Genomic DNA, 23759 nt, shown 5'->3' on the forward strand with positions numbered 1-23759 from the left:
ATGTTCAAGCAAGTCGCGGGCGCACTGTGCGCCATCAGTCTGGTGGCCTGTTCTGGCGGTCAGGCGGCGGACGAAGCGCCAGAGACCGCGGCGCTGGTCATCGAAGAGATGCATGTGCCGCACTCGAACACCTACTGCAATCTCATGAAAGCCGATCACGAATTCGTCTATGATGATCAGGAGACTTGGAAGTTCGTCTTCATCACCGATGTGATGGGCGATCCGCAGCCGGCCACGATCCGCATCAATGGCGAGGACATGCGCTTCAATGAGGAAAGCCGCACCGCCGACGAAAGCGGCCTGGAAACCTGGCGCTACCGCTCCGAGGATGGCGATATCGCCGTCGAGCTGCAGCTTCGCGAAACCGGGTCCGGCCAGGAATATACCGACTATGAAGGCACGATGGCGATCGTCGAGCCTGTCCAGACAGAACAAATTGCGGTGAAGGGTGATTGCGGCGTCTGAACGCGTCGCGCCGCCATCCAGACACCAAGCACGGGACTTGAAACGACTTCATGGCTGAACTGCTACTCGAACTCTTTTCCGAAGAGATACCCGCCCGCATGCAGGCGAAGGCCGAGGCTGACCTGAAGGCTGCCGTCGAAAGCGGCCTGTCCGAGGCTGGCGTGGCCTTCGAGCGGATCACGGCCCTCTCCGGCCCGCGCCGCCTGACGGTCTGTGTCGAGGGGCTGCCGGCCAAATCGGCTGATGTGAAGGAAGAGCGTAAGGGCCCGAAGGTCGGCGCGCCGGAGAAGGCGGTCGAGGGTTTCCTGCGCGGGGCGGGGCTCAATTCCATCGATGAGGCCGAGGTGCGCAGCGACCCGAAGAAGGGCGATTTCTACGTCGCTGTCCGCGAGGTGCCGGGGCGTCCGCTGCCGGACATCATCGCCGAAATGGTGCCGGACATCGTGCGCAGCTTCCACTGGCCGAAGTCGATGCGCTGGGGCCGCGGCGAGCTGCGCTGGGTGCGCCCGCTGCAGCGCGTGCTCTGCATCTTTGACGGCAAGGTGGTCGACTTCGAGATTGACGGCCTCAAATCGGGCAATGAGACCGAAGGCCACCGCGTGCATGGGCGGGGACCCTTCAAGGTTTCCTCCTTCGACGAGTACAAGACGCTGCTCGAAAGCAAGGGCTCGGTCATTCTCTCGCGGGAGGACCGGCGCCTTCTCATCGATGAGCAGGCGCACGTGATCTGTCATGAACGCGGGCTCGAGCTGGTCGAGGACAAGGGCCTGCTGGAAGAGGTGACCGGCCTCGCCGAATGGCCGGTCGTCATCCTCGGCGACATGGACCCTGATTTCCTCTCCCTGCCGGGCGAGGTCATCCAGCTCTCCATGCGCACCCACCAGAAATACTTCGCCGTACGCGACCCGAAGACCGGCGATCTCGCGCCGCACTTCGTCGTGGTGGCGAATATTGACGCCACCGATGGCGGCAAGGCGATTGCCGAGGGCAATAGCCGCGTCCTGTCAGCCCGGCTCGATGATGCACGCTTCTTCTGGGACAATGACCGCAAGACGCCGCTCGCGACCATGGCCGAGAAGCTGAAGACCATCGACTTCAAGAAGGAACTCGGCACGGTGGCCGACAAGGTTGAGCGGGTCGCTGCGCTGGCGCGCGAGCTGGCGCCCAAGGTCGGCGCCGATCCGGATGTTGCCGAACGCGCCGCCCGCCTCGCCAAGGCCGATCTCGTCTCCGGAATGGTCGGCGAATTCCCCGAGCTGCAGGGCGTGATGGGCGGCTATTATGCCCGCGAGCAGGGCGAGGATGAGGCTGTCGCCACCGCCATTGCCGAACATTACAAGCCTGTCGGCCCGTCAGACCAGGTCCCGTCAGAGCCGGTGAGCATCGCGGTTGCCCTCGCTGACAAGCTCGACACGCTGGTCGGCTTCTGGGCCATCGACGAGAAACCCACCGGCTCGAAGGACCCGTTCGCGCTCCGCCGCGCCGCGCTGGGCGTCGTGCGGATCATTCTGGAGAATGAGGTTCGGCTGGGGCTACTAGGCCTTTTTGCCAAGCACGCGATGAATTTTGCTCCAGTATTCCGTCATGTTGATTTGTTGGAATTTTTTGCCGACCGCCTGAAGCAATACCTGCGCGATGCCGGCGCCCGCTACGACCTGATCGATGCCGTCTTCGCGCTCGGCGAGGATGATCTCGTCCTCATCGTCAAGCGCGTCGAGGCGCTCGGGGCGTTCCTCGAGACCGATGACGGGGCGAACCTGCTGGCCGGTTACAAGCGCGCGGCAAACATCCTCAAGGCCGAGGAAAAGAAGGACGGAAAAGCCTATGAAGGCACCCCCGATCCGGCCCTTTTCGAGCAGGACGAGGAACGATCCCTCGCCGCAGCCATTACCGAATCAGTGACCAGCGCGGAGGCAGCATTGGCCGGCGAAGACTTCGAAAAAGCCATGGGAGCGTTATCATCACTCCGGGCCCCTGTTGATGCTTTCTTTGATGCTGTAACGGTCAACGCGGAAAGCGCCGAGTTGAGGCAAAACCGCCTCTTGATTCTCACGAGTATTCGTGACGCTTTGCACCGCGTCGCCGACTTCTCGAAGCTGGCGGCATAATTTACCGGGAGCGCTTCGAATGCTGATCATTCTGCTCCTGGCCGGCCTTTTGGGGCTTTGGATCTGGAGCTTGTTGAACATGCCTTCGAAGCGGGCACTGGAAATCTTTGAAGCGCATGGCGAGACGCCCTCGGCGGCCTCTGACCGTGACTGCGCTTTCGTGACAGATCTGTACCGCCGCTTCGGGACAAGCCCCTTCACGCTGAAGGCCGTCCGGGACCGTCACCTCGACCGGGAAATCGCCGGGCAATTTGGCGTAAATCCTGCAAGCCTGGACGACCTGGAGGCGCTGGGCGTGCGGTTGCCAAAACTGAATTTGCTGGTGTCCTTCGAGCCGGGGCGCTATCGCCTCACGCAGAAGGGTGCCGAACTGGCGGAACGCCTGGAACGGACACATAAGAGTTTGGAGAACGCATAAATGGCTGACACGGCGGAGACACTCACCAAGGAACAGTGGGTCTATTCCTTCGGTGGCGGTACGGCTGATGGCAACACCACCATGAAGAACCTGCTCGGCGGCAAGGGCGCGAACCTCGCCGAGATGGCCCGGCTGGGCCTGCCGGTTCCTCCGGGCTTCACCATCACCACCGCCGTCTGCACGGCGTATTACGAGAATGGCGAGACCTATCCGAGCGATCTCACCGAGCAGGTGAACGATGCGCTGGCCGCCGTCGAAAAGGAAACCGGCAAGGTCTTCGGCGATGCCGACAACCCGCTGCTGGTGTCGGTGCGTTCGGGCGCGCGGGCCTCCATGCCGGGCATGATGGACACCGTCCTCAACCTCGGCCTGTCGGAGGTCACCGTGAAGGGCCTCGCTGCCAAGGCCGGTGAGCGCTTCGCCTATGATTCCTATCGCCGCTTCATCCAGATGTACTGCAATGTCGTGCTCGGCCTGAAGCATGACACGTTCGAGCACATCCTGGACGACTACAAGGAGCGCCAGGACTACCAGCTCGATACCGAGATGACGGCTGAGGACTGGAAGGAAATCATCGTCCAGTACAAGGCCGCTGTCGAGAAACAGCTCGGCCGGCCGTTCCCGGACGATCCGCGCGAGCAGCTCTGGGGCGCCATCGGTGCGGTGTTCGGTTCTTGGATGAACGACCGCGCCATCCTGTACCGCAAGCTGAACGACATCCCGGCCGAATGGGGCACGGCGGTGAACGTCCAGTCCATGGTGTTCGGCAATATGGGCGACACCTCGGCCACGGGCGTTGCCTTCACGCGCGACCCGTCGACCGGCGAGAAGGTCTTCTACGGCGAGTTCCTGATCAATGCGCAGGGCGAGGATGTCGTGGCCGGTATCCGTACGCCAGCGCCGATCTCGCATTCACGCGCTGAGGCGATCGGCTCCGATGAAGCCCCGCTCGAAGACGCGATGCCGAAAGTCTATGAGGAGCTGGTGGCCGTCGCGAACAAGCTCGAGAGCCACTATCGCGACATGCAGGACATCGAGTTCACGGTCGAGGACAACAAGCTCTACATGCTGCAGACCCGCAACGGCAAACGCACCGCCGCGGCTGCGCTGAAGATCGCTGTCGACATGGCCGAAGAGGGCCTCATCAGCGAGGAAGAAGCCGTCCTGCGCCTGATGCCGGGCCAGCTCGACCAGCTGCTCCACCCGACCATTGCGCCGGATGCAACGCGTGACCTCATCGTCAAGGGCCTGCCGGCCAGTCCCGGCGCCGCGGTTGGCAAGGTGGTCTTCGATTCCGACGAAGCCGCATCGCTTGCTGAAAAGGGCGAGGACGTCATCCTGATGCGCGTCGAGACTTCGCCTGAGGACATTCACGGCATGCACGCGGCCCGCGCCATCGTGACCGCTCGCGGCGGCATGACCTCGCACGCCGCTGTTGTTGCGCGCGGCATGGGCCGGCCCTGTGTCTGCGGCGCTGGCGGCCTGATGATCGATCCGGCAGCCGGGACGTTCCGCGCGGGTGGACGCGAGTTCAAGAAGGGCGATGTCGTCACGATCGACGGGGCCGAGGGCGAAGTGCTCGCTGGCGCCGTGGAGATGGTCAAGCCGGACCTCTCGGGTGACTTCGGCAAGCTGATGGCCTGGGCCGACAAGGTCCGCAAGCTCAAGGTCCGCACCAATGCCGAGACGCCGCATGACGTCGATACCGCCAAGAATTTCGGCGCCGAAGGCATCGGCCTCTGCCGCACCGAGCACATGTTCTTCGAGTCCGACCGCATCCCGGTCGTACGCTCGATGATCCTCGCCGGGGACAAGAAGGGCCGTGAGGCGGCGCTCGCCAAGCTGCTGCCGATGCAGCGCGGCGACTTCGCCGAGATCTTCCGCATCATGGAAGACCGGCCCTGCACGATCCGCCTGCTCGACCCGCCGCTGCACGAGTTCCTGCCGCATTCCGAAGAGGAAATGGCTGAGGTTGCCCAATCGGCCGGCGTCAGTGTCGAGGCGCTGAAGCGCCAGGCTGACGAGCTGCACGAAAGCAACCCGATGCTTGGCCACCGCGGCTGCCGGCTCGGCATCACCTATCCGGAAATCTACGAGATGCAGGCGCGCGCCATCTTCGAGGCGGCCGTACAGGTCGCCAAGGAGACCGGCTACAGCCCGATCCCGGAAGTGATGATCCCGCTGGTGGCGACCCGCAAGGAGCTCGACATCCTGAAAGAGAAGGTCGATGCGACCGCCAAGGCCGTCTTCCAGGAGACCGGCACGACGCTGGAATACATGGTCGGCACGATGATCGAGCTGCCGCGCGCCGCGCTGCAGGCCGGTGTCATTGCCGAAACGGCCGCCTTCTTCTCCTTCGGGACCAACGACCTGACGCAGACCACGCTCGGCATCTCGCGCGATGACGCCGCGCGCTTCCTCAAGGCCTATGAGGAGCAGGGCATCTACGAGAAGGACCCGTTTGTCACGCTCGACCAGGTCGGCGTCGGCGAGCTGGTGAAGATCGCCGCCGAGCGCGGCCGCAAGACGAAGCCGGGCATCAAGCTCGGCATCTGCGGCGAGCATGGCGGTGACCCGGCCTCGGTGGCTTTCTGTCACAGGCTGGGACTCGATTATGTCTCATGCTCGCCCTATCGGGTGCCGATTGCACGGCTTGCTGCGGCGCACGCAGCGCTGGCAGAAGACGAGAAATGATCACGCTAAAATAGAGCGGGGTGGGCAAGTCACCCCGCTCGAACGTGCTTTTTGGGCGTTGCTTTCCGGCAACAGTGTATTTTGTTGCCGAAACAAATCCGGCGCCATCTTAACCCAATCTAAGCCTGAATCTGCTGTATTTTTTGGAAAGAGAAAATGCTGCGCTGCAAAAGCGTTCAGGTTAACAGATTGGGTGCTCACAGAAATGTAAGTCTTCAAAGACCGCTTTTCGTTGCTATGTGGCGGTCTTGTTCACTATCCAGTCTGATCAACGCCAGGGCTTGAACGGCAGGTGAACGGGGTCACATGGCCCGGTTCATGCTTGCTGTGAAGCAACACTGGTGGAAATTAAGGGGCAGGTGATGTCACTGAAGAAGACCACACAGGGGTCGCGAATTTTCGCGGACAGGTCCCTTCGCGGCAGAATTGCGCGTTGGTGGCTAGCAAAACCGGGCAAGGAGCAAGGTGCTTATGTTGCTCGCGCCGGGCTTGCATCCGTGTGCGCGGCAGGCCTCGTCGTTGCCCTGCCGACCATTTCGTCCTTCAACATCCAGAAGCAGGCCGAGGCCGAAGCGCGCGCGCAGACGCAGCGTTTCGCCGAAATCCAGGATGCCGGCGAGGCTGTCCGGGCAGATCCCAAGGCACCAAGCCTGATGCAGCATGAGTGGCTGCGCAATGTCGAATACTCGCTCGAGCGCGACCCCGACGGGGCGCTGAGCCGCTATGCCGGGCTTGAGCGCGATGCCGCCGTGCTGGCCGGCATGAAGAGCTTCGATCCGGTCCACCTGGCCCGCGCCGAGGATCTCAGCCGTCAGACGCGTTGCCTTGCTGAGGCGGTCTATTACGAAGCACGCAGCGAATCGACCTCCGGCCAGCTGGCCGTCGCCGAAGTCATCATGAACCGTGTGCGCGACCACCGTTATCCGAACACGGCCTGCGAGGTCGTCTACCAGGGTGCGACCCGCACCACGGGCTGCCAGTTTACCTTCACCTGCGACGGAGCGCTCGACCGGGCCCCGCGCGGCTGGCGCTGGGACAAGGCGCAGTCGATTGCCGCGCATGTCATGCTCGATCTTGAAGAGCCGCGCACGGGCGGTGCGACGCACTATCACGCGACCTATGTGAACCCGGTCTGGAATGCCGGCCTGATTCAGACCTCGCGGATTGGCACGCACATCTTCTACCGCTTCCCGCGCGGCGCCGAATGGGCGAGCGCCAAGGCGGCCCAGCGCGCCCGTATCCAGCGCGATGCATCCGGTGGCGGCAGCAATTCGAAATCGACCATCGTGACGATCGACACGCCTGAAACCACGGACGATCTCAATGCCCGCTCGCTGAGCGTGCTGAGCCCGGCACCGTAAGGGGTCTTCATGGCGGACGACGGACGGCTATTCGAAGACGTCGATACCTATATCAACAGCCTGTTCGCCGTCGAAGACGGTGTGCTGAGCCGTGCGATCGAACGCACGAAGGCCGCAGGCCTGCCGGAGATCCAGCTTTCGCCGGGCCAGGGCAAGCTGGTCTACCTGCTGGCCAAGCTGATCGGCGCGAAACGTATCCTCGAAGTCGGCACGCTCGGCGGCTATTCCACGGTCTGGCTCGGTCGCGCGCTGCCCGAGGGCGGTGAGCTGATCAGTGTTGAGCTCGATCCCGACCACGTTGCCGTCGCCCGCGAAACCCTGGCCGATGCCGGGCTTGAAGGGACCTGTCAGGTGATTGAGGGCAAGGGCCTCGACGTGATGAGCACGCTGACAGGCGACTTCGACATGGTTTTCCTCGATGCCAACAAGGATGGCTATCCGGCTTATCTCAAGCAGGCGATCCGGCTGGTCCGCCCGGGCGGGCTGATTGTGGCGGACAATGTCGTGCGCGAGGGTGCCGTGCTCGAGCCGTCCAAGGTTGATCCGAACGCCATCGGCGCGGCCGCCTTCAATCAGGCACTGGCCAGCCACCCTCAACTCGAGGCCATTGTTTTGCAGCAGGTCGGCATCAAGGGCCATGACGGCCTCGCCATTGCGCGCGTGAAGGACTGAGCCTTATTTGCCAGCAGCCTGGCGGGCATAATCCTCAGAATCGAACCAGCCGCGCGAGGCTTTGACCTTGAGCGCGCCATCAAGGTCCCATTCTTCCCAGCCCTGGACGGTCAGCGGGTTTCCGCTTGCCGCATCATGTCCGGTGAAGGTCCACATATAGACGACATGGTCGCCAGCCGTGCGGACCTCGTCGCAGGTGAGCTTCAGGTCGGGGACATCGGCAAAGAAGCCAGCGGCCATTTCTGCGACGCCGGCCCGCCCTTGCCACGGCTCGCCGCGATTGATGATGATTTCGCCGTCCTCGGCATAGAATGAGGCGACCGCTTCGGCCGACCCTGAATTCCAGGCTGCCGTATATTCGTCCGCCAGCCTGGCGATCCTGCCTTTATCCGTCATGTGTCCCCCTCCGGTTCCGCCTTACTCCCGCGGCCCGAGATTTTTCACCAGCTGCTTCTTCAGCATGCCCGGCATGAAGCGCTGGATGAAGCGTGTCCGCTCGGCCATCTTGCCAGCCATGTAATGGGTTTCGTTGCCGTGGGCCGCATCCCAGGCCTTCTCGGCGGCAAGTTCGACCGGATAGACGTCCTGGCCGGACTCCCGAATCATGTCGGACATCTTCTCGTTCGCACCGTCGGCCTTGCCCATGTCGAGGATGGGCGTGTCGATGAACCAGGGCATCAGCGAGGTGACGCGAATGCCGAGATTTGAGAATTCGACGTCGAGGGCCTCGGTCAGGCCGCGCACCGCGAACTTTGTCGCCGAATAGACGGCCAGCTTCGGGGATCCGACAACCCCGGCGGTCGAGGCCGTATTGACGATGCGCGCGCCCGGCGTCTGCTTCAGCAGGGGCAAGGCGGCTTCGACGCCATTGATGACGCCCTTCACATTGACGTCGACGACCCAGTCATTGTCCTCGCCGGAGATGTCCTCGAACCAGCCATGGCGTCCGACACCGGCATTGTTGAACAGCACTGTCATGCGCCCATCGGTTTCCTGGCCGAAAGCATCGACTGCCGCTTTCCAGTCCTCGCGCGAGCGCACGTCCAGCTTTGCCTTGACGCAGTTTTCCGCGCCGATTTCCTGTTCGACCTCGGCGAGGCCCGCCTCGTTCACATCGTAGAGGCCGACGAACCAGCTGCGGTCGGCGAAGAGCTTCGCGGTCGCCTTGCCGATGCCCGACGCGGCACCCGTGATGAATATGCTCTTCCGTCCGCTACACTTTCCCATGTCGATTCCTGCTCCTCCCGTTTGCCGCCTTTTGCCATGCAGCATCACTTTCGGCAAACAGGTTCAGGGCAGGTCGAGACCGACGTCAAGGTTGGTCGCTGAATGAGTGAGCGCGCCGACGGAGATATAGTCGACCCCGGTTTCGGCGATGGCGGCCACGGTGTCTAGGGTCACACCGCCCGACGCCTCGGCCTTGCAGGCCCCGCCAATCCTGGCCACCGCCTTGCGCAGCGTCGTTGTGTCCATATTGTCGAGCAGGACCGCATGCGGCTTGTGCGGCAGGGCCTCTTCAAGCTGTTCCAGCGTGTCGACCTCGATCTCGATCATGCGCAGATGGCCGGCATAGGCGTGCGCCCGCTTGAGGGCTTCGGCGACCGAGCCGCAGGCGGCGATATGATTGTCCTTGATCAGCACCGCATCATCCAGGCCGTAGCGATGGGACGTGCCGCCGCCGCAGCGCACCGCGCGCTTTTCGACGGCCCGGTGGCCGGGCGTGGTCTTGCGGGTGCAGACGATCTCAGCCCCGCTGCCTTTCACCGCCTCGACAAAGGTCGCCGTCAGCGTCGCGATGCCCGAGAGCCGGCCGAGAAAGTTCAGCATGGTGCGTTCGGCAATCAGGATGGAGCGCGCCTCGCCAGACAGGGTCGCGATCACCTCGCCGGGCGCGAGCGTGCTGCCATCGGTCAGGGACTGGTTCAGCTTCACCGACGGGTCGACCAGCTTCAGGGCCAGGGCCGCTGCGTCCATGCCGGCCAGCCGGCCGGGCTTGCGGGCGCGGATCTGGGCTTCGATCTTCGTGCCCGGCAGGATGGTCGCGTCGGTGGTCAGGTCGCCGGCGCGGCCTAGGTCTTCGGTCAGCGCGAGGCGCACAATCGGTTCGAGGACAAGGTCGGGCAGGGGCGGTGGGGCAATCATTCGGCGGCCTCGCTGTAGGCCCGGCTGACGGGCTTGCTGACAAAGGTGCGCCGGGGCGTTGCGGCGCTTTCGGGGAAATCGGACCGGAAGTGTCCGCCGCGGCTTTCCTCGCGGGCCAGGGCTGCCTCGGTCATCAGCCGGGCCGTGAGCAGGGCGCGCGCCGGCCCGTTGGCAGCTTCAAGGTCCTCGATCTCTCCGGCCAGCCGTTTCAGGCCCTCGGCATTGCGCACGACGCCGCAATTTTCCGCCATGGACACGCGCAGCGACATCAGCTCGTCGGCGGGCAGGTCAGCGGCAACGCTGCCCTCGGAGGGGCCGGGCTGGGTGAGCCCGGAGCCTTGCAGCCTCTCCCCGATGCGCGCGGCAAAGACGACGGCTTCGAGCAGCGAATTGGAGGCCAGCCTGTTGGCGCCGTGTGCGCCTGTCGACGCGCACTCGCCGCAGACCGACAGCCCGTCCAGGGTCGAGCGTCCCCAGAAATCGGCGACCACGCCACCCATGTGATAGTGCGCGGCCGGGGCGACCGGTATGGCTTTCAGGCGCGGGTCGATACCGGCTGCCATGCAGGCCGCAAAGACCGTCGGGAAATGGGCCGGGAAGTCCTTGCCGACGGCGACCGTAGCGTCGAGGAAGGCGCCATTGCCAGCGCTGATTTCCGAATGGATGGCGCGCGCCACTTCGTCCCGCGGAGCCAGTTCGGCCTTCTCATGATAGCGGCCCATGAAAGGCTCGCCCGAGCCGTTGCGCAGGATTGCGCCCTCGCCGCGCAGGGCTTCGGTGGCAAGCGGAGCCGGGTCGAGGCCCACATCCATGGCGGTCGGGTGGAACTGGACAAATTCGGGATCGGCGATCAGCGCGCCGGCCTGGTAGGCCATGGCCAGCGCTTCGCCGCGCGACTGTGGCGGATTGGTCGTGACCCGGAACAGGCCGCCGGACCCGCCCGTGCACAGTATGGTCTGGCGGGCAGTCAGAGGCGCGAGCCTGCCCTTCGGGTCGCGCGTCACGATGCCGGCAACCCGGCCATTGGCGTCCTGCAGCAGGCTGACCGCGCGGTAAGGCCATTTCAGCTTAATGTGCCCGGCGTCCTGCACGGCGGCGGTCAGCGCGCCCATGATCGCCTTGCCGGCCAGGTCCCCGGCGACACGGGCGACGCGGGGATGCGAGTGTGCGGCCTCCAGTGACAGGGCAAGCGCGCCTTCGGGCGTGCGGTCGAAGGGCACGCCGAGCGAAATCAGGTCCAGCACGCGGGCCGGGCCTTCCTCGGCGATGAGGCGGGCAATGACCGGGTCGACCAGGCCGGCCCCTGCGGAGACGGTGTCCGCGGCATGGGTTTCCGGGCTGTCCAGCGGATCGAGTGCGGCGGCGAGCCCGCCCTGCGCCCAGGCTGAGGATGCTGCCTCGCCCAGCGGAGCCGGTGCGATCACGGTGACCGGGCGCGGCGCCAGTTTCAGCGCGAGGAACAGGCCAGCCAGGCCCGCGCCGACAATCAGTATGTCTTCATCATCTGCGGGCGGCGCAGATTTGATCCGGGTCATGTCAGCCATGGTGTCAGCCCCGCGCCAGCATCAGGAGATTGCCCCCTCCGCCCGGCGCCACTCCGCCGGATAGGCGCCGCTGCCAAGCAGGACACCTTCAAGGTGGGATTCGTCGTGGATCACGAGCTGGAAATTGTCCGGCAGGTATCCGTTGGTCGGTTCCCCGACGAGAAAGGTCTCGATGGTCGAGCGGACCGTCGCGACACCGTCCACGATATCGACCGAGCAGCTTTGCTGGACGATATAATGGACATCGGCGGCCGGGCAGTCCTGTTCGGCCGTCAGCTCGCAGTCGAACCGTGCCGGGTCGCTGGTTGGCATGAGCCGGGCATGCCCGTTGAACTTGCAGATCGCCTCCAGGTCGGCCTCGAACGACCACAGGCCGGCGAGATTGGGCGGAAGGGGAACGGAGGATTGCGCCGTGGCTGGCGATGCCAGCCCGGTCAGCATAAGGAGCGAAGCGGCAAGGGCTGGGCGGGCAATCACGAAATGCCTTCCTCGGCCCGCACGAAGATGGCCGGGGCGGTTGCCGCCGAAATCAGCGACCCGTACATCCGCTTGGCGCTCTGGATTGTGAGGGCGAAATTGTCCGGCACATAGACGAGGCCCTCCAGCTTCGATTCCAGGAACTGGTCGATTTCAGAGCGGATCGTCAGCTGGTTGTCGATGCGCCGGGCCTGGCATTGCTGCAGCACGACCGAGCGGCCCCACATCGAGCAGACCTCGACGGCCGTCAATTCGCACTCATAGAGGCCGGATTCCGGCGATGGGGTCAGCCGCATGGTGCCGGTCATGACGCATTGTCCGTCCCGGTAGGGCTTGGTCTGGAAGGTCCAGTTGCCGAGAATGTCAGCCGAGTCCTTGCCCTCGGTCGCCAGGGCCCCCGGCGCAAGTGCGGTCAGAAGCAGGGCTAGGCTGGCGAGAAGGGCTGGGCGCATCCTGTGGCCTCCGGCAAACGGGCTGGCGGACAAACGGTCTTCTGTCCTGAAAGTCCAGAAGACCGCTTCATCACGGCAAGATCAAGGCGTTATTCTGCCGCCGAAAAGACTTCGATTTCCATCGGCTTCAGCCCGGTCTGGAAAGCGAGGGGCTTGTCCGTCTTGGGCAGGGCCAGCATCGCATCGATCGCAGCCTTGGCCCGCACGCGGACATCTTCCTCGATCGCCACCTCATGCTTCATCTCCGTGAGGCAGTCGAGAATGTTCTCGAGCGTGATGCGCTTCATGTGCGGGCAGAGATTGCACGGGCGCACGAAGTTCACGCCGGGGTTCTCGGCAGCGACATTGTCGCTCATCGAGCATTCGGTCAGCAGGACGACCTTGTTCGGGCTTTCTTCCTTCACGTAATTGGCGAGCGCCGAGGTCGAGCCGGCAAAGTCAGCCGCTTCGAGCACGTCTGGCGGGCATTCCGGGTGGGCGAGGATGACGACGCCCGGATGCGCTTCGCGCAGCTGGTGCACGTCGTCGGCATTGAACAGCTCGTGCACCTCGCAGGCGCCCGGCCAGGTGATGATACGGATGTCGGTCTGGGCGGCAACGTTCTTGGCAAGGTACTGGTCCGGCACGAGGATAACCGTGTCGGTGTTCCATTCCTTCGCGATCGCCTCGACGACCTGTGCGGCATTCGAGCTGGTGCAGGTGATGTGGCACTCGGCCTTCACGTCTGCGGTCGTGTTCACATAGGTGACGACCGGATAGTCCGGATAGCGCTGCTTGATCAGGCGTACATCGGCGCCCGTGATCGAGGCGGCCAGCGAGCAGCCGGCTTCGAGGCTCGGGATCAGTACGGTCTTCTCCGGCGCGAGGATCTTGGACGTCTCGGCCATGAAGTGCACGCCAGCCTGGACGATGATGTCAGCATCGACCTCAGCGGCCTCGCGGGCAAGCTGCAGGCTGTCGCCGCGAAAGTCGCCAACCAGCCGGAAGATGTCCGGCGTCATGTAATTGTGGGCCAGGATGACCGCATTCTTCGCCTTCTTCAGGCGGTTGATCTCGGCCACGAGCGGCGCGATTGACGGCCACTCCATCGGGGTCACGAAATCGGAGACCAGCGGGTAGAGGTCATCGGTTTCAGCCTTCACGGCATCATCATAGGCCAGCCCGCGGGCCTCGGCGGCGCTCTTGGCGCGCAACGGGGTCGGCGTCGGGCAACCCGGTCCGGAATCAATCAGTCTGGCCATAGTGTACCTCCACACTTTTGCTCAATATGAGCATTACTTGGGTGTGCAAAGCTCCGAATTCAAGTCTTTCCCGGCTGGAAAAGGAGAATCCGACGCGACACCTCACCCTTATAGGCCGGGTGAGCAAAAGCCATGTATACCTGCGCACAGGGTTTGGCAAGGCCGGTGTCGGAATTGTGACAAACCACGTCATCGGCAGGGCCTTGCGCGGCTCTGTTCCGAGCGCATCAAAAAAGATTCCAAATAGAGTCAGAGCCTTGTTTCGAAATTAAGATTTCGTTTACCAAAAATGACTCGCCATGAGAACAAAGGGGGAATATGAAGGCGCCAAGGAACGGAAGGAGAACATCATGACGAAGGTCAGTTTTCGCGGTCGCTCTGGCCGCACGCGCGTCTTCACGCAGATGGACGTAGACAGCGACTGGGCACGCCGGTCGGGTGTTGCCCTGTTCGCCGCCCCGGACACCTATGGCTGGCGGATCATCCGCATGGTCGAGATGACGGGGCGCCTGCACGATGTCCAGCCGGTCTGGGCGCAGCTCGATGCTACCCGCTACGGAGCGAGCGCGATCTTCGTGCACGATGAAAAGGATTTCGAGACGCGCCGTGCTGTTTTGGCCGATCTCGAAGCGGGTCTGAGTCCGGTTTTGCCAGTTTTTCCCGGCGCTCAGCCCGCACCCATCCAGATGGCGGCCTAGCGCTTAAGCAGCCCGCCATACCAGGCTTCCACGTCCGCCTCGACCATGTCGAGCGGGCGTGGGCCACCATCGAGGACCACCGCATTGAAAGCGGCCGGGTCGAACCGTCCGCCCAGCACCGCTTCGGCCCGCTCACGCATGTCGAGCAGCCTCTGGCGGCCGTAGAAGTAGGACGCAGCCTGGCCTGGCCAGACGGCATAGCGGGCGACTTCTTGCTCCATCGCCGCCCGCGGCAGGCCGGTTGTGCTGACAAGGTAGTCGACCGCCTGGTCCTTGCTCCACTTGCGCGAATGGATACCGGTATCGACGACAAGACGTGCGGCCCGGAACAGGATCGACTGGAGATAGCCGATCCGGCCGAGCGGGTCAGTCGCGTACATGCCATGCGTGTCGGCCAGGTCCTCGGCATAGACGGCCCAGCCTTCGCCGAATGCGCTGTCCCAGATCATCTGCCGTAGGAGTGGAATGCGCCCGGCTGTCGCGACGAGCGCGCTTTCGATATGGTGGCCCGGCACGCCTTCATGCACGATCAGCGTCGGCAGGGAAAAGTCCGGCCAGGCATCCATGTCCTCCAGATTGACCTGCACAAGACCCGGGCTCGAGCCATTGGCGGTGGCCGGTACATAGCTCGCGCCGGAAAAGGCCGCCTCGCGGAAGGCGGGCATGCGCGTGATGACCAAGGGCGCGTCCGGCGGAAGTTTCACCATGTCGGGCAGCAGGACCCGGGCATCGGAAAGGCTGGCCTCGAGCCTTGCGAGCACGGCGGCGCGGCCTTCGGGTGTGGCGGGGTGGACCTGGCCCGGCGACGCGGCCAGCAGCTGCAGCCGCTCGGCAACGCTTCCGTCTTCGAGGCCGATGGCGGCGAGGGCGATATCCAGTTCAGCGGTGACCGCCTCGACGGCCGACAGCCCCTCCCGGTACAGGAAGTCGGGATCCGGATCCGGTTCGGTATAATAGGCGAGGACGTCGCGGTAATAGGCTTCACCGCCCGGCAGCCGCCAGACCCCCGGCGACTGGGACGCTTCGGCCTTGAGGGCGGCGACATCGCCAGCGAACGCCTCATAGGCCGGGATCACGTCCTGGATCAGGATACGCGCCGCTGCAGCCCGGTAGTCATTGGCGGACCGCTCGTCACGCGGGGGTAGGGTGGCCACGACATTGCCGAACGTCTGCAGCAGCGGGTGGGCGTCCACGGGTTGGGAGGCAAACTGGCGCAGGCGCGATTCCAGCAGGTCGAGCACGAAGCCGGGCGGGACGACGCCATTGGCCGCGTCCGACAGCAGCCGCCGGCGCTCATCGTCCAGCGCGCCGGGCAGGGCAGCCAGCCGGTCGAGATAGGCTTCGGCGTCGGCATGCGTGGCGAGCGGCTGACTGGACAAAAGCAGGTCAGGCACATCCACCCAGGCGCCCGTCAGCTGATCGACAGCATAGGGGCGCGCCATGCCCGGCTCGTAGCGCCCATAGCCATAGGATTCGAGCGCGGTGAGTTCCTCATATTCGTCCCTGACGATTTCCAGGTGGCGGGCAAGCGTGCTGTCGCCGGGAATGGCGGGCAGGGTGCCGAGCCGCGAGAGGAGTTCGAGCCGCAAAAGCCTTGTGCGCTCGAAGCGCGCCTGCGAGCGGTCGTCGAGCCGGTCCTGGAAACTGAACCCCAGCCGCGCCTCTTCCATGCCGAGGCGGGTCGCGGTTTCCGGCGAGAGGGCGAATTCGGTATTGGCCGTGTCGCGGAAGGCGCGGTTGATCTCCTGGACCGTGCGGCGGGCGATGCCATCCTCGTTTACGGCCGGTGCGCACGCCGTCAGGAGGGCGAGCGAAAAAAGACCAGTTGTTACAAGTGATTGCGCGATCGACTTCATGAATTCTCTCATGCGGGCGTGTCTTCTTTCATGACACCTTCTTCACAGTCGCAGTTTATGGGCTGTTGGCCGGTTGTCGCTCCATGGCTTATCCGGTAAACCCCGCCGGTCAACTACAGGAGTTCCCCGTGGAAAATACGCAGCCTGCGCAAGGGTCGGCGCTCACCGGACAAGTTCTTTTCTATTCCAATCCTCAGCCGCTTTCCTCCGAACAGCACGGTGGACTCGGCCTGAAGCAGATCGAAAAGCCATTCGCATTTCTTGGCAAGGCACATGCGGTGCCTCTGACGGTCAACGAGTTCGGTCTCGCCTCGACCTCTTACCCGATCATCTTTGTCGGTAACGAAAAGACGCCGATCGGCGCCATGGGTATCCGCCAGGACGAAAACCTTTTCGTCACCGCCGACGGCAATGTCGACAGCGACTTCTACATCCCGGCATTCGCGCGCCGCTATCCGTTCGTTTTCGCGAACGACCAGTCGCAGGAGCGCCTGCTGCTCTGCGTCGACCGTGACGCGCCGATGGTGTCCAACCAGCCGGACGTGCCCTTCTTCGAGAACGGCCAGCCGACCGAGTACACCAACAACGCCATGCAGTTCTGCCAGGAATTCGAGCGCCAGCGCCGCGCCACGACGGAATTCGTAAAGCGCCTCGACCAGCTCGGCCTGTTCACGCAGAAGTCGGCGAACTTCCAGCCGCGCGATGCGCAGGGCAATCCGTCCGGCGAACAGCAGCGCGTAGCCGAGTACTGGGCCATCGACGAGGAAAAGCTGAACGCCCTGCCGGACGACCAGCTCGGCCAGCTGCACCGCGAAGGCATTCTCGGCGCCTGCTATGCCCACGTCATCTCGCTTCTCAACTGGTCGCGCGTCGTCAACCGCGCCATGCGCCAGCAGTCGCCGCAGACCCCGCCGCAGCCGCAGGGTGGCTCGGAAGGCCCGAACCTGCAGATCTAGGCATACGGCCCATTCGGAAAATCACAGACGGCCGGGCTCCAAGCCTGGCCGTTTTTCTTCGCCGGCAAGGGGGGCTGCCATATCTGGCGCTCACGTTTTGGCGAGGTGGTTCACAACGCTACGAAAACCGCCATATGGCTAGGACATTGTTTCCGGGCGAAATCGAAGAACACATTGATGACAGCACTTCTGAGAACTTTTGTGCTCGCGCTTGCCGCACTGGCCGGGGGCCTTGCGGGCCAGGCCCAGCCGGTTGATGGCGGGCATGCGCGGGTCGAACTGGTCAGCGAGCGCGAGGTCGCAACGCCCGGCGAAACCGTCTGGCTGGGCTTCAGCTTCGAGATGGACGAGAACTGGCACATCTACTGGAAGAATGCCGGGGACGCCGGCATCCCGCCGCAGATGTACTGGGACGATGACACCACCATCGCCACCGACCGGATCGGTGAGATCGAGTGGCCTGTCCCGCACGAGATAGAAGTCGTCGAAGACGAGATCATGGACTATGGCTATGACGACCGCATCGTCCTCGCCTTTCCCGTGACCATCCCTGAAGACCAGGACGATGCGATCCGCTTCGGCGGCACGCTCGACTACCTGATCTGCGAGGATATCTGCATCCCGGAATCGGTCGAGCTTGAGCTGTTCATGGACGTCGGTGATCGCCAGGTGCCGGACATGCGCGGCGCCGAGCTGGTCGCATCCGGCCTCGCAAAGGTCCCCCCGCAATTCGAGGGCACAGCACGGCTGACGCCCGATGGCGAAAAGTGGATCCTGTCGCTTAGCGGTGGACAGCTGGCCGGCCAGGTCGGGGAAACACGGTTCTTTCCCGACACCCATGATATCCGCCATGCCTCGCCCCAGCCATCCGAGTTCGGCGAAGAGGGGCTGCGCCTGACGCTGACGCCGCTGGCCGAAGAGATGCCAGACGTGCTGACGGGCGTGGTCGCGATCTCTGTCGGCGACGGCGAGCGCGTCGCCGCGCGGGTTTCGGCCGAACCGGGCGAGGCGCTGGAAGGCACGACCGGCATTGCCGGACCGGCCTCACGATCAGGCGAAGGCGCTGGCGGTGGCGCGGGCCTTGTCCTGCTGCTCTCGGCCGCGCTGCTTGGCGGGCTGATCCTAAACCTCATGCCCTGTGTCCTGCCGGTCCTGTCGATCAAGGCGATCGGCATGGTGCAGGCTGCCTCGAAGGGTGAGAAGGCGCACCTGCGCGAGCACGGCATCTGGTACACGATCGGCGTGGTCCTGTCCTTTGCGGCGACAGGCATTGTCTTCCTGTCCCTGCGCGCGGCCGGCCAGTTCGTCAGTCTCGGCTTCCAGCTGCAATATCCTGCCGTTGTCGCCGCGCTGGCGCTGATCATGGTGCTGATCGGCCTGTGGCTGCTCGGTGTCTTCAACCTTGGCACCTCGATGCAGAATGTCGGCTCTGGCCTTGCGGCGAAGCAGGGCAATGCGGGGGCGTTCTTCACGGGCGTGCTCGCCGCTGTTGTCGGTGCGCCCTGTGTCGGCCCATTCGTTGTCGGCGCGCTCGGTGCTGTCCTCGACAAGTCCGCGGTCACGGTGATGGCCGTCTTCCTGACGCTCGGCTTCGGTCTTGCCCTGCCATTCCTGGTGCTAAGCTTCGTACCGGGCCTCCACCGCTCGCTGCCGAAGCCCGGCGCGTGGATGGAGCGGCTCAAGCAGGCTTTTGCCTTCCCGATGTTCCTGACGGCGGCCTGGCTGATCACTGTGCTCGGCAACCATCCCGCGGCGGGCGCAACGGCCTTCGGCGCGGTCATCCTCGCCTTCGGTGTGTGGCTGATGAGTGTCTCGGGCGGGAAGCTGCGCGTGCCGGTGCTGGCCGCGGGTGCGGCGCTCACCGTTTTCGCCATTGGCTGGCCGGTGGTGACCGGGCTGCAGGAAGGGCCGAAAGAGGGCAGTGTGACAACCTATGCCAGCGTGACGACCGAGCCATGGTCGCCCGAGCGGGTCGATGAGCTGCTGGCCGAGGGCAAGGGCGTCTTCGTCGATTTCACGGCAAGCTGGTGTGCGACCTGTCAGGTCAACAAGCGCACCACGCTGACCAAGCCGGATGTGCTGGACGCGATGGCTCAAGCAAATGTGAGCTTCCTTGTCGCCGATTTCACTCGCCCGGACGAGGCGATTTCGGCAGAACTGAAAAAACATGGAAGTCCGGGCGTTCCGATGTATCTTCTATACGCGCCGGGCGAGCGCGAGCCGGAAGTTCTGCCGACCCTGCTCAGCCCTGCCATGATGAAGCGGAAGCTCGGTGCCTTTGAAACCGCATCCGCGGATGTCAACGAAACGCCATAGAGCCAACCTTTCAGGAGCTTATGACCATGCCAACCTTCACGCGTAGAAATCTTGGCCTGGCTTCCGGAATGGCCGCTGCGGTCGCGCTGAGCGCTGCGGCGCTGATCGCCTTTTCCGCTGACGCCTCACCGGCCATCGAGCCGGGCACGACGGCGCCGGGCTTTACCGGCACGACCAGCAAGGGCGAGACGGTGTCCCTCTCCGATTTCGAGGGCAAGACCGTCATCCTGGAATGGACCAATGATGGCTGCCCCTTCGTGAAGAAGCACTATGCCGAACCGCCGGAGAACATGCAGACCCTGCAGACCGAGGATGCCGCGCCGGACGACATTGTCTGGCTGCAGATCATCTCGTCTGCCCCTGGCAAGCAGGGCCATGTGTCGGGCGCAGAGGCCGATGCGATCAATGAGGGCCGCGGGGCCGCGCCCGATCACGTCATCCTGGACCCGTCGGGCGATATCGGCCGGCTCTATGACGCCAAGACCACGCCGCACATGTTCGTCATCAAGGCCGACCAGCAGGTCGCCTATGCCGGCGCGATCGACTCGATCCGCTCGGCGCGCGTGGAAGACATCGCAACGGCAGACAATTATGTCCGCGCGGCGCTCGATTCCGTTGCAGCCGGCGAGCCAGTCGAAGTGGCCACCTCGACGCCCTATGGCTGCTCTGTGAAATACTAGGATTTCCCGCCTGGAACCATGAAAGCCGCTGGCGCCCGCCGGCGGCTTTTTTGTTGCTACTTTACCCGTTCGACGCGGAACAGCACGCCGCGGTCGAACTTCATCATATAGCTGCCAAGGGCGGCGGACTTGATGGTGGCTTCATTGACGCCGCGCTTGGCGGAATAGAAAACATCCTTGCTGTCGGTCTGGCGCCAGACCTGGCCGTTCTCCAGCGTCACGACGAACTGGCCGCGCACCTGGTCGACCTCGGCCACAGGCACGGTGAGGCTTTCAGTCTCGCCTGCATCGCCAAAGGCAGAGGCCGCCAGTCCCGGCAGGCTGGGGATGGAGAAGCCGAAGGATTCCTTCCTCACCTTCTCCACATCCTCACGCGTGACGGCGACCACCTCGCCGGCATCCTCTGCCTGTTTCAGCGCACCGACAGCCTCGTCATAGCAGTCAAGGCGCGCATCATCGGCCTCGATGGCGGCGCAAGCATAGACGCTGTCTGTCGAGGCGGGGCGATCCTGCGCGGTGGCGGGCAAGACCGTGCTCGCCAGAAGGAGGGTGAGGGGTATTTTATGTCGCATTCGCATTCATCTACTGCTCAAGTGTGCCGCGCTATCTTCCCAAGCGCGCACTTGCATGAAACACTATGACGGTCAGGAAATCACGGGAACACATGATGAAATTCAGGAAGATGGCGTTTATGGGGGCTGCTGCTGCGGCCATGGTGGTGTCGCTCGCAGCCTGTGGTGGCGGCGGTGGCGGCGAGGATGAAGCGACGGTCCTGCGCCGCGGCATCTCGGCCAAGGTCGACACGCTCGACCCGCACCGCTCTTCGGCGAAGTGGGAGAATATCGTCATCTCCGACATGATCACCGGTCTTATGACCATCACGCCGGACCGCACCGTTATCCCCGGCGTCGCTGAAAGCTGGGAGACGAGCGAGGACGGCCTTACCTGGACGTTCAAGCTGAAGGAGACGGTCTGGTCGGATGGCGAACCGCTCACCGCCGAGGACTTCGTCTACGCCTTCCGCCGCATCCAGGACCCTGTGATCGCGTCGCAATATTCCTCGCTGCTCTACATCGTGAAGAACGCCGCCGAGGTGAATGCCGGCGAATTGCCGCCTGAAGAGCTCGGCGTGCGCGCCATCGACGACTACACCTTCGAGATCACGCTGGAAGAGCCGGCGCCTTACCTGCTCGGCCTGCTGACGCACTACACGACCTATCCGGTGCCCAAGCACGCGGTGGAGCAGTATGGCGAAGCCTGGATCCAGCCGGAAAACATCGTCGTCAACGGGCCCTACAAGCTCGCTTACTGGCGTACGGGCGACCAACTCGTCTCGGAGAAGAACCCGCTCTGGGAAGGCGCTGAGGATCTCTGCTTTGACCGTGTGGCCTATTTCGAGCTTGAAGACGCCGCTGCTGTCGAGCGCAAGATCGAAGCTGGCGACCTCGATATCAACAACGCCTTCGATGGCGGGCGGACCGAAGAGCTGGAAAAGAAATTCCCCGGCTGGGTGCGCACGACGCCGGGCCTGATCACGACCTACTGGTCGTTCAACTCCAGCCAGCCGCCCTTCGACGATGTGCGCGTGCGCAAGGCGCTGGCCCTGGCGCTCGACCGCGAGTTCATCGTCAACAAGGTGCTCACGCCCGGCTATGTGCCGGCCTACAGCTTCGTGCCACCGAAGATGAGCAATTATGACGTCGAGCGCCCGGAAGTGAGCTTCAAGGATATGAGCCGCGAGGACCGTCTCGCCGAGGCGCGCAGCCTGCTCGAGGATGCCGGCTACGGGCCTGACAATCCGCTCACCTTCGAATTCATCCACCGCTCGACGGACGACAATCCGAAAGTGGCACCGGTCGCGCAGGCGAACTGGAACGAGATTGCTCCGTGGGTAAACGCCCAGATCCTGCGCCAGGATACCAAGGTGCTCTATGCCCGCCTGCGCCAGAGCGACTTCGAAGTGGCGGACGGCGCCTGGGTCGCCGATTTCGACGATCCGATCAATTTCCTCTACCTGCTCGATTCCACGACCGGCCAGCAGAATTACGGCCGCTACGACAATCCGGAATACGACGCGCTGCTCGAGGAAGCCAGCCGGACCCGCGACCTCAAGGAACGCGCGGAAATCTTCGCGGAAGCCGAAAAGCTGATGCTGGAAGACTATCCGATCACGCCGATGTGGGTGCAGGTTACCAAGAACCTGGTCGACCCGAGCCTGACGGGCTGGGCGGAGAATGCGCAGGATGATCACCTGTCGCAATATCTTTGCCGCGGCGCGAACGAGGAAGTGAGCACGACAGAAGAAGACAGCGACGCCGGCTAGGGCGCTCGCTGGCTCATCGAGGGGAGAGGGCGATGAGTACAGAACTGGAGGCGGCAGGCGCCGCATCGCTGGGGGCGGTCAGGACAGGCGGCAAGGCCGACCTGTCCGGTCAGCCCTGTCGCAATTGCGGCGAGATGGTCGAGGAGCGGTATTGCTCGCGCTGCGGCCAGCTCGCGGCCAGTTATCACCGCCCCTTCTTCTCGCTCGTGACCGAGAGCATTTCCGACAGTTTCGCCCTCGACGGGCGGATCGCGCGGACCTTGCCCTTGCTGCTCTTCCGGCCCGGCGTGCTGACGCGCCGCTACACCGAGGGCAAGCGCGCCCGGTACATGCCGCCCTTCAGGCTGTTCCTCCTGTCCAGCCTGATCTTCTACTTCGTTGTCTTTGCCTTTGTCGGAAGTGCCAACTGGCTGAATTTCTCCGATGTGAATGTCGACGGCCAGCAGCTCAACGCCGAAGAGATGCAGGAGTTGCGGGAAGCCTTCGTCGGGCCCGATGGGGAATTCGACGAAGCGCGCATGCGCGAATTCCTTGAGAGGGTCGGCGCGGAAGACGAGATCGTTGATGCTGACCCCGCCGTTGAGGATACCGCGCCCGGCCCCGATACCCCGTCGCCGGATGAGGCGGCAACGCCGCCCGAGATGCCTGACACGGTCGGTGAAAATCCCGAAATCGAGGAACGCGTCCAGCGGATCATCGACAATCCGCGCCTGTTCGTCTCGGCCATCGAGACCTGGCTGCCGCGGCTCAGCCTGCTGCTGGTCCCGTTCACCATGCTGGCCATGTCCCTGATGTATTTCTGGCGGCGGAAGGTGTTCGTCTACGACCACGCCATTCACGCCCTGAACCTGCATTCCTGGATGTATCTTGCCGCGACCTTCGCCATCCTCATCGGCTGGCTCGCCAATCCCGGGCTGGCCGGTGTCCTGTTCACGATCGCCGTGCCGGTCTATGTGACGCTCAGCCTGCGTGGGGCCTACCGGACGGGCATCGTCACGAGTTTCCTGCGGATGCTTGTCCTCAGCATCTTCTGGCTGTTTGCCGTGTCCATTCTCAGCGTCGGCGTCGTCATCGCGAGCGCGCTGTCTGTCTAATTCAGAAAAAGCATGAGGAATATAATTCCCCGATTTCCTGGAAATCGGGGATACTTTCTCCTGCGCCCTCTTCGCAAAGATTAACCCGCGTTAAGGTAGATTTTTTGCGAATTCTACATTTGTGGCGCAAAAGCGATGCTGCCGCATAGAATGATGGAATCCCTCAAGAAATTCTGCCCCAACTGGCCCTCAATGAGGATGCTAAAGCCTTCAGATCTCCAATAGTTATTACGGAAGTCACATCCGATTGTGCGACTATCGT

The 23759-nt window shown here is 63.6% G+C and carries 21 protein-coding genes; 12 read left to right on the plus strand and 9 right to left on the minus strand.

Annotated elements, in window-relative coordinates; all coding sequences use genetic code 11:
- The 6 genes from D1223_RS03655 to D1223_RS03680 all read left to right on the plus strand — a co-directional run bounded on the left by D1223_RS03655 (position 1) and on the right by D1223_RS03680 (position 7718).
- Complete coding sequence (locus D1223_RS03655) at positions 1-465, plus strand: hypothetical protein (protein WP_119375032.1); 465 nt, start codon at positions 1-3, stop codon at positions 463-465.
- Positions 466-515: 50 nt separating this feature from the next.
- Complete coding sequence (gene glyS / locus D1223_RS03660) at positions 516-2573, plus strand: glycine--tRNA ligase subunit beta (RefSeq protein ID WP_119375033.1); 2058 nt, start codon at positions 516-518, stop codon at positions 2571-2573.
- A 19-nt stretch (positions 2574-2592) separates the two neighbouring features.
- Positions 2593-2991, plus strand: a complete 399-nt coding sequence (locus D1223_RS03665; protein WP_119375034.1) for a helix-turn-helix domain-containing protein — start codon at positions 2593-2595, stop codon at positions 2989-2991.
- Entirely contained in the window at positions 2992-5685 is a 2694-nt protein-coding gene (ppdK, locus tag D1223_RS03670) for a pyruvate, phosphate dikinase (protein WP_119375035.1), read from the plus strand.
- A gap of 362 nt (positions 5686-6047) precedes the next feature.
- Positions 6048-7046, plus strand: a complete 999-nt coding sequence (locus D1223_RS03675) for a cell wall hydrolase (RefSeq protein WP_119375036.1) — start codon at positions 6048-6050, stop codon at positions 7044-7046.
- Between the two features lie 9 nt (positions 7047-7055).
- Positions 7056-7718, plus strand: coding sequence for an O-methyltransferase (locus D1223_RS03680; protein WP_119375037.1), 663 nt, complete (start codon positions 7056-7058; stop codon positions 7716-7718).
- Positions 7719-7721: 3 nt separating this feature from the next.
- On the opposite strand, the gene D1223_RS03685 is transcribed toward D1223_RS03680, so the two are convergent.
- The 7 genes from D1223_RS03685 to nadA form a co-directional block, all read right to left on the minus strand.
- Positions 7722-8114, minus strand: a complete 393-nt coding sequence (locus D1223_RS03685; RefSeq protein WP_119375038.1) for a nuclear transport factor 2 family protein — start codon at positions 8112-8114, stop codon at positions 7722-7724.
- A gap of 21 nt (positions 8115-8135) precedes the next feature.
- Complete coding sequence (locus D1223_RS03690; RefSeq protein ID WP_119375039.1) at positions 8136-8945, minus strand: SDR family oxidoreductase; 810 nt, start codon at positions 8943-8945, stop codon at positions 8136-8138.
- Between the two features lie 63 nt (positions 8946-9008).
- Positions 9009-9860: a carboxylating nicotinate-nucleotide diphosphorylase gene (nadC, locus tag D1223_RS03695; RefSeq protein ID WP_119375040.1), complete on the minus strand. Its 852-nt coding sequence runs from the start codon at positions 9858-9860 to the stop codon at positions 9009-9011.
- Positions 9857-11404 carry an L-aspartate oxidase gene (locus D1223_RS03700; RefSeq protein WP_119375041.1) on the minus strand — a complete coding sequence of 516 codons (1548 nt, stop codon included), beginning with the start codon at positions 11402-11404 and terminating at the stop codon, positions 9857-9859. The genes nadC and D1223_RS03700 overlap by 4 nt, the downstream gene beginning before the upstream one ends.
- A gap of 21 nt (positions 11405-11425) precedes the next feature.
- On the minus strand, positions 11426-11881 hold the full coding sequence (locus tag D1223_RS03705) for a hypothetical protein (protein ID WP_119375042.1): 456 nt from the start codon (positions 11879-11881) through the stop codon (positions 11426-11428).
- Entirely contained in the window at positions 11878-12333 is a 456-nt protein-coding gene (locus D1223_RS03710; protein ID WP_119375043.1) for a hypothetical protein, read from the minus strand. Before D1223_RS03710 ends, D1223_RS03705 begins: the two co-directional genes overlap by 4 nt.
- Before the next feature lie 89 nt (positions 12334-12422).
- Positions 12423-13574, minus strand: a complete 1152-nt coding sequence (gene nadA, locus D1223_RS03715; RefSeq protein ID WP_119375044.1) for a quinolinate synthase NadA — start codon at positions 13572-13574, stop codon at positions 12423-12425.
- Positions 13575-13924: 350 nt separating this feature from the next.
- Between nadA and D1223_RS03720 the strand changes: the two genes are divergently transcribed.
- Positions 13925-14272, plus strand: a complete 348-nt coding sequence (locus D1223_RS03720; RefSeq protein ID WP_147372661.1) for a hypothetical protein — start codon at positions 13925-13927, stop codon at positions 14270-14272.
- Here D1223_RS03720 and D1223_RS03725 read toward each other — a convergent pair.
- On the minus strand, positions 14269-16140 hold the full coding sequence (locus D1223_RS03725; RefSeq protein ID WP_119375046.1) for a DUF885 domain-containing protein: 1872 nt from the start codon (positions 16138-16140) through the stop codon (positions 14269-14271). The genes D1223_RS03720 and D1223_RS03725 overlap by 4 nt on opposite strands.
- A 116-nt stretch (positions 16141-16256) precedes the next feature.
- Between D1223_RS03725 and D1223_RS03730 the strand changes: the two genes are divergently transcribed.
- From D1223_RS03730 to D1223_RS03740, 3 genes are all read left to right on the plus strand, one after another.
- Entirely contained in the window at positions 16257-17084 is an 828-nt protein-coding gene (locus D1223_RS03730; protein ID WP_233350176.1) for a SapC family protein, read from the plus strand.
- A 177-nt stretch (positions 17085-17261) separates the two neighbouring features.
- Positions 17262-19400 (plus strand): protein-disulfide reductase DsbD family protein, encoded by a 2139-nt coding sequence (locus D1223_RS03735; protein ID WP_119375048.1) that lies wholly within the window; start codon positions 17262-17264, stop codon positions 19398-19400.
- 26 nt (positions 19401-19426) lie between these two features.
- Positions 19427-20080 carry a redoxin family protein gene (locus D1223_RS03740; protein WP_119375267.1) on the plus strand — a complete coding sequence of 218 codons (654 nt, stop codon included), beginning with the start codon at positions 19427-19429 and terminating at the stop codon, positions 20078-20080.
- A 56-nt stretch (positions 20081-20136) separates the two neighbouring features.
- Here the strand turns inward: D1223_RS03740 and D1223_RS03745 are convergent, their stop codons facing one another.
- Positions 20137-20652, minus strand: a complete 516-nt coding sequence (locus D1223_RS03745) for a hypothetical protein (RefSeq protein WP_119375049.1) — start codon at positions 20650-20652, stop codon at positions 20137-20139.
- 95 nt (positions 20653-20747) lie between these two features.
- Between D1223_RS03745 and D1223_RS03750 the strand changes: the two genes are divergently transcribed.
- Positions 20748-22403, plus strand: a complete 1656-nt coding sequence (locus tag D1223_RS03750; RefSeq protein ID WP_233353021.1) for a peptide ABC transporter substrate-binding protein — start codon at positions 20748-20750, stop codon at positions 22401-22403.
- A 32-nt stretch (positions 22404-22435) separates the two neighbouring features.
- Positions 22436-23497 carry a DUF3667 domain-containing protein gene (locus tag D1223_RS03755; protein ID WP_119375051.1) on the plus strand — a complete coding sequence of 354 codons (1062 nt, stop codon included), beginning with the start codon at positions 22436-22438 and terminating at the stop codon, positions 23495-23497.
- The last annotated feature ends 262 nt before the right edge of the window (positions 23498-23759 follow it).

Origin of the sequence: Henriciella mobilis (genome assembly GCF_003576285.1) — a bacterium.
GTDB lineage: Bacteria > Pseudomonadota > Alphaproteobacteria > Caulobacterales > Hyphomonadaceae > Henriciella > Henriciella mobilis.

Bases quoted from the DNA above. Each gene is read 5' to 3' on its own strand.
- D1223_RS03655 (WP_119375032.1), top strand. From the start codon at position 1: ATGTTCAAGCAAGTCGCGGGCGCACTGTGCGCCATCAGTCTGGTGGCC.
- D1223_RS03720 (WP_147372661.1), top strand. From the start codon at position 13,925: ATGACGAAGGTCAGTTTTCGCGGTCGCTCTGGCCGCACGCGCGTCTTC.
- D1223_RS03710 (WP_119375043.1), bottom strand. From the start codon at position 12,333: ATGCGCCCAGCCCTTCTCGCCAGCCTAGCCCTGCTTCTGACCGCACTT.
- D1223_RS03665 (WP_119375034.1), top strand. From the start codon at position 2,593: ATGCTGATCATTCTGCTCCTGGCCGGCCTTTTGGGGCTTTGGATCTGG.
- D1223_RS03750 (WP_233353021.1), top strand. From the start codon at position 20,748: ATGAAATTCAGGAAGATGGCGTTTATGGGGGCTGCTGCTGCGGCCATG.
- ppdK (WP_119375035.1), top strand. From the start codon at position 2,992: ATGGCTGACACGGCGGAGACACTCACCAAGGAACAGTGGGTCTATTCC.
- D1223_RS03755 (WP_119375051.1), top strand. From the start codon at position 22,436: ATGAGTACAGAACTGGAGGCGGCAGGCGCCGCATCGCTGGGGGCGGTC.
- glyS (WP_119375033.1), top strand. From the start codon at position 516: ATGGCTGAACTGCTACTCGAACTCTTTTCCGAAGAGATACCCGCCCGC.
- D1223_RS03690 (WP_119375039.1), bottom strand. From the start codon at position 8,945: ATGGGAAAGTGTAGCGGACGGAAGAGCATATTCATCACGGGTGCCGCG.
- D1223_RS03675 (WP_119375036.1), top strand. From the start codon at position 6,048: ATGTCACTGAAGAAGACCACACAGGGGTCGCGAATTTTCGCGGACAGG.
- D1223_RS03680 (WP_119375037.1), top strand. From the start codon at position 7,056: ATGGCGGACGACGGACGGCTATTCGAAGACGTCGATACCTATATCAAC.
- D1223_RS03725 (WP_119375046.1), bottom strand. From the start codon at position 16,140: ATGAGAGAATTCATGAAGTCGATCGCGCAATCACTTGTAACAACTGGT.
- nadA (WP_119375044.1), bottom strand. From the start codon at position 13,574: ATGGCCAGACTGATTGATTCCGGACCGGGTTGCCCGACGCCGACCCCG.
- D1223_RS03700 (WP_119375041.1), bottom strand. From the start codon at position 11,404: ATGGCTGACATGACCCGGATCAAATCTGCGCCGCCCGCAGATGATGAA.
- nadC (WP_119375040.1), bottom strand. From the start codon at position 9,860: ATGATTGCCCCACCGCCCCTGCCCGACCTTGTCCTCGAACCGATTGTG.
- D1223_RS03740 (WP_119375267.1), top strand. From the start codon at position 19,427: ATGCCAACCTTCACGCGTAGAAATCTTGGCCTGGCTTCCGGAATGGCC.
- D1223_RS03685 (WP_119375038.1), bottom strand. From the start codon at position 8,114: ATGACGGATAAAGGCAGGATCGCCAGGCTGGCGGACGAATATACGGCA.
- D1223_RS03735 (WP_119375048.1), top strand. From the start codon at position 17,262: ATGACAGCACTTCTGAGAACTTTTGTGCTCGCGCTTGCCGCACTGGCC.
- D1223_RS03745 (WP_119375049.1), bottom strand. From the start codon at position 20,652: ATGCGACATAAAATACCCCTCACCCTCCTTCTGGCGAGCACGGTCTTG.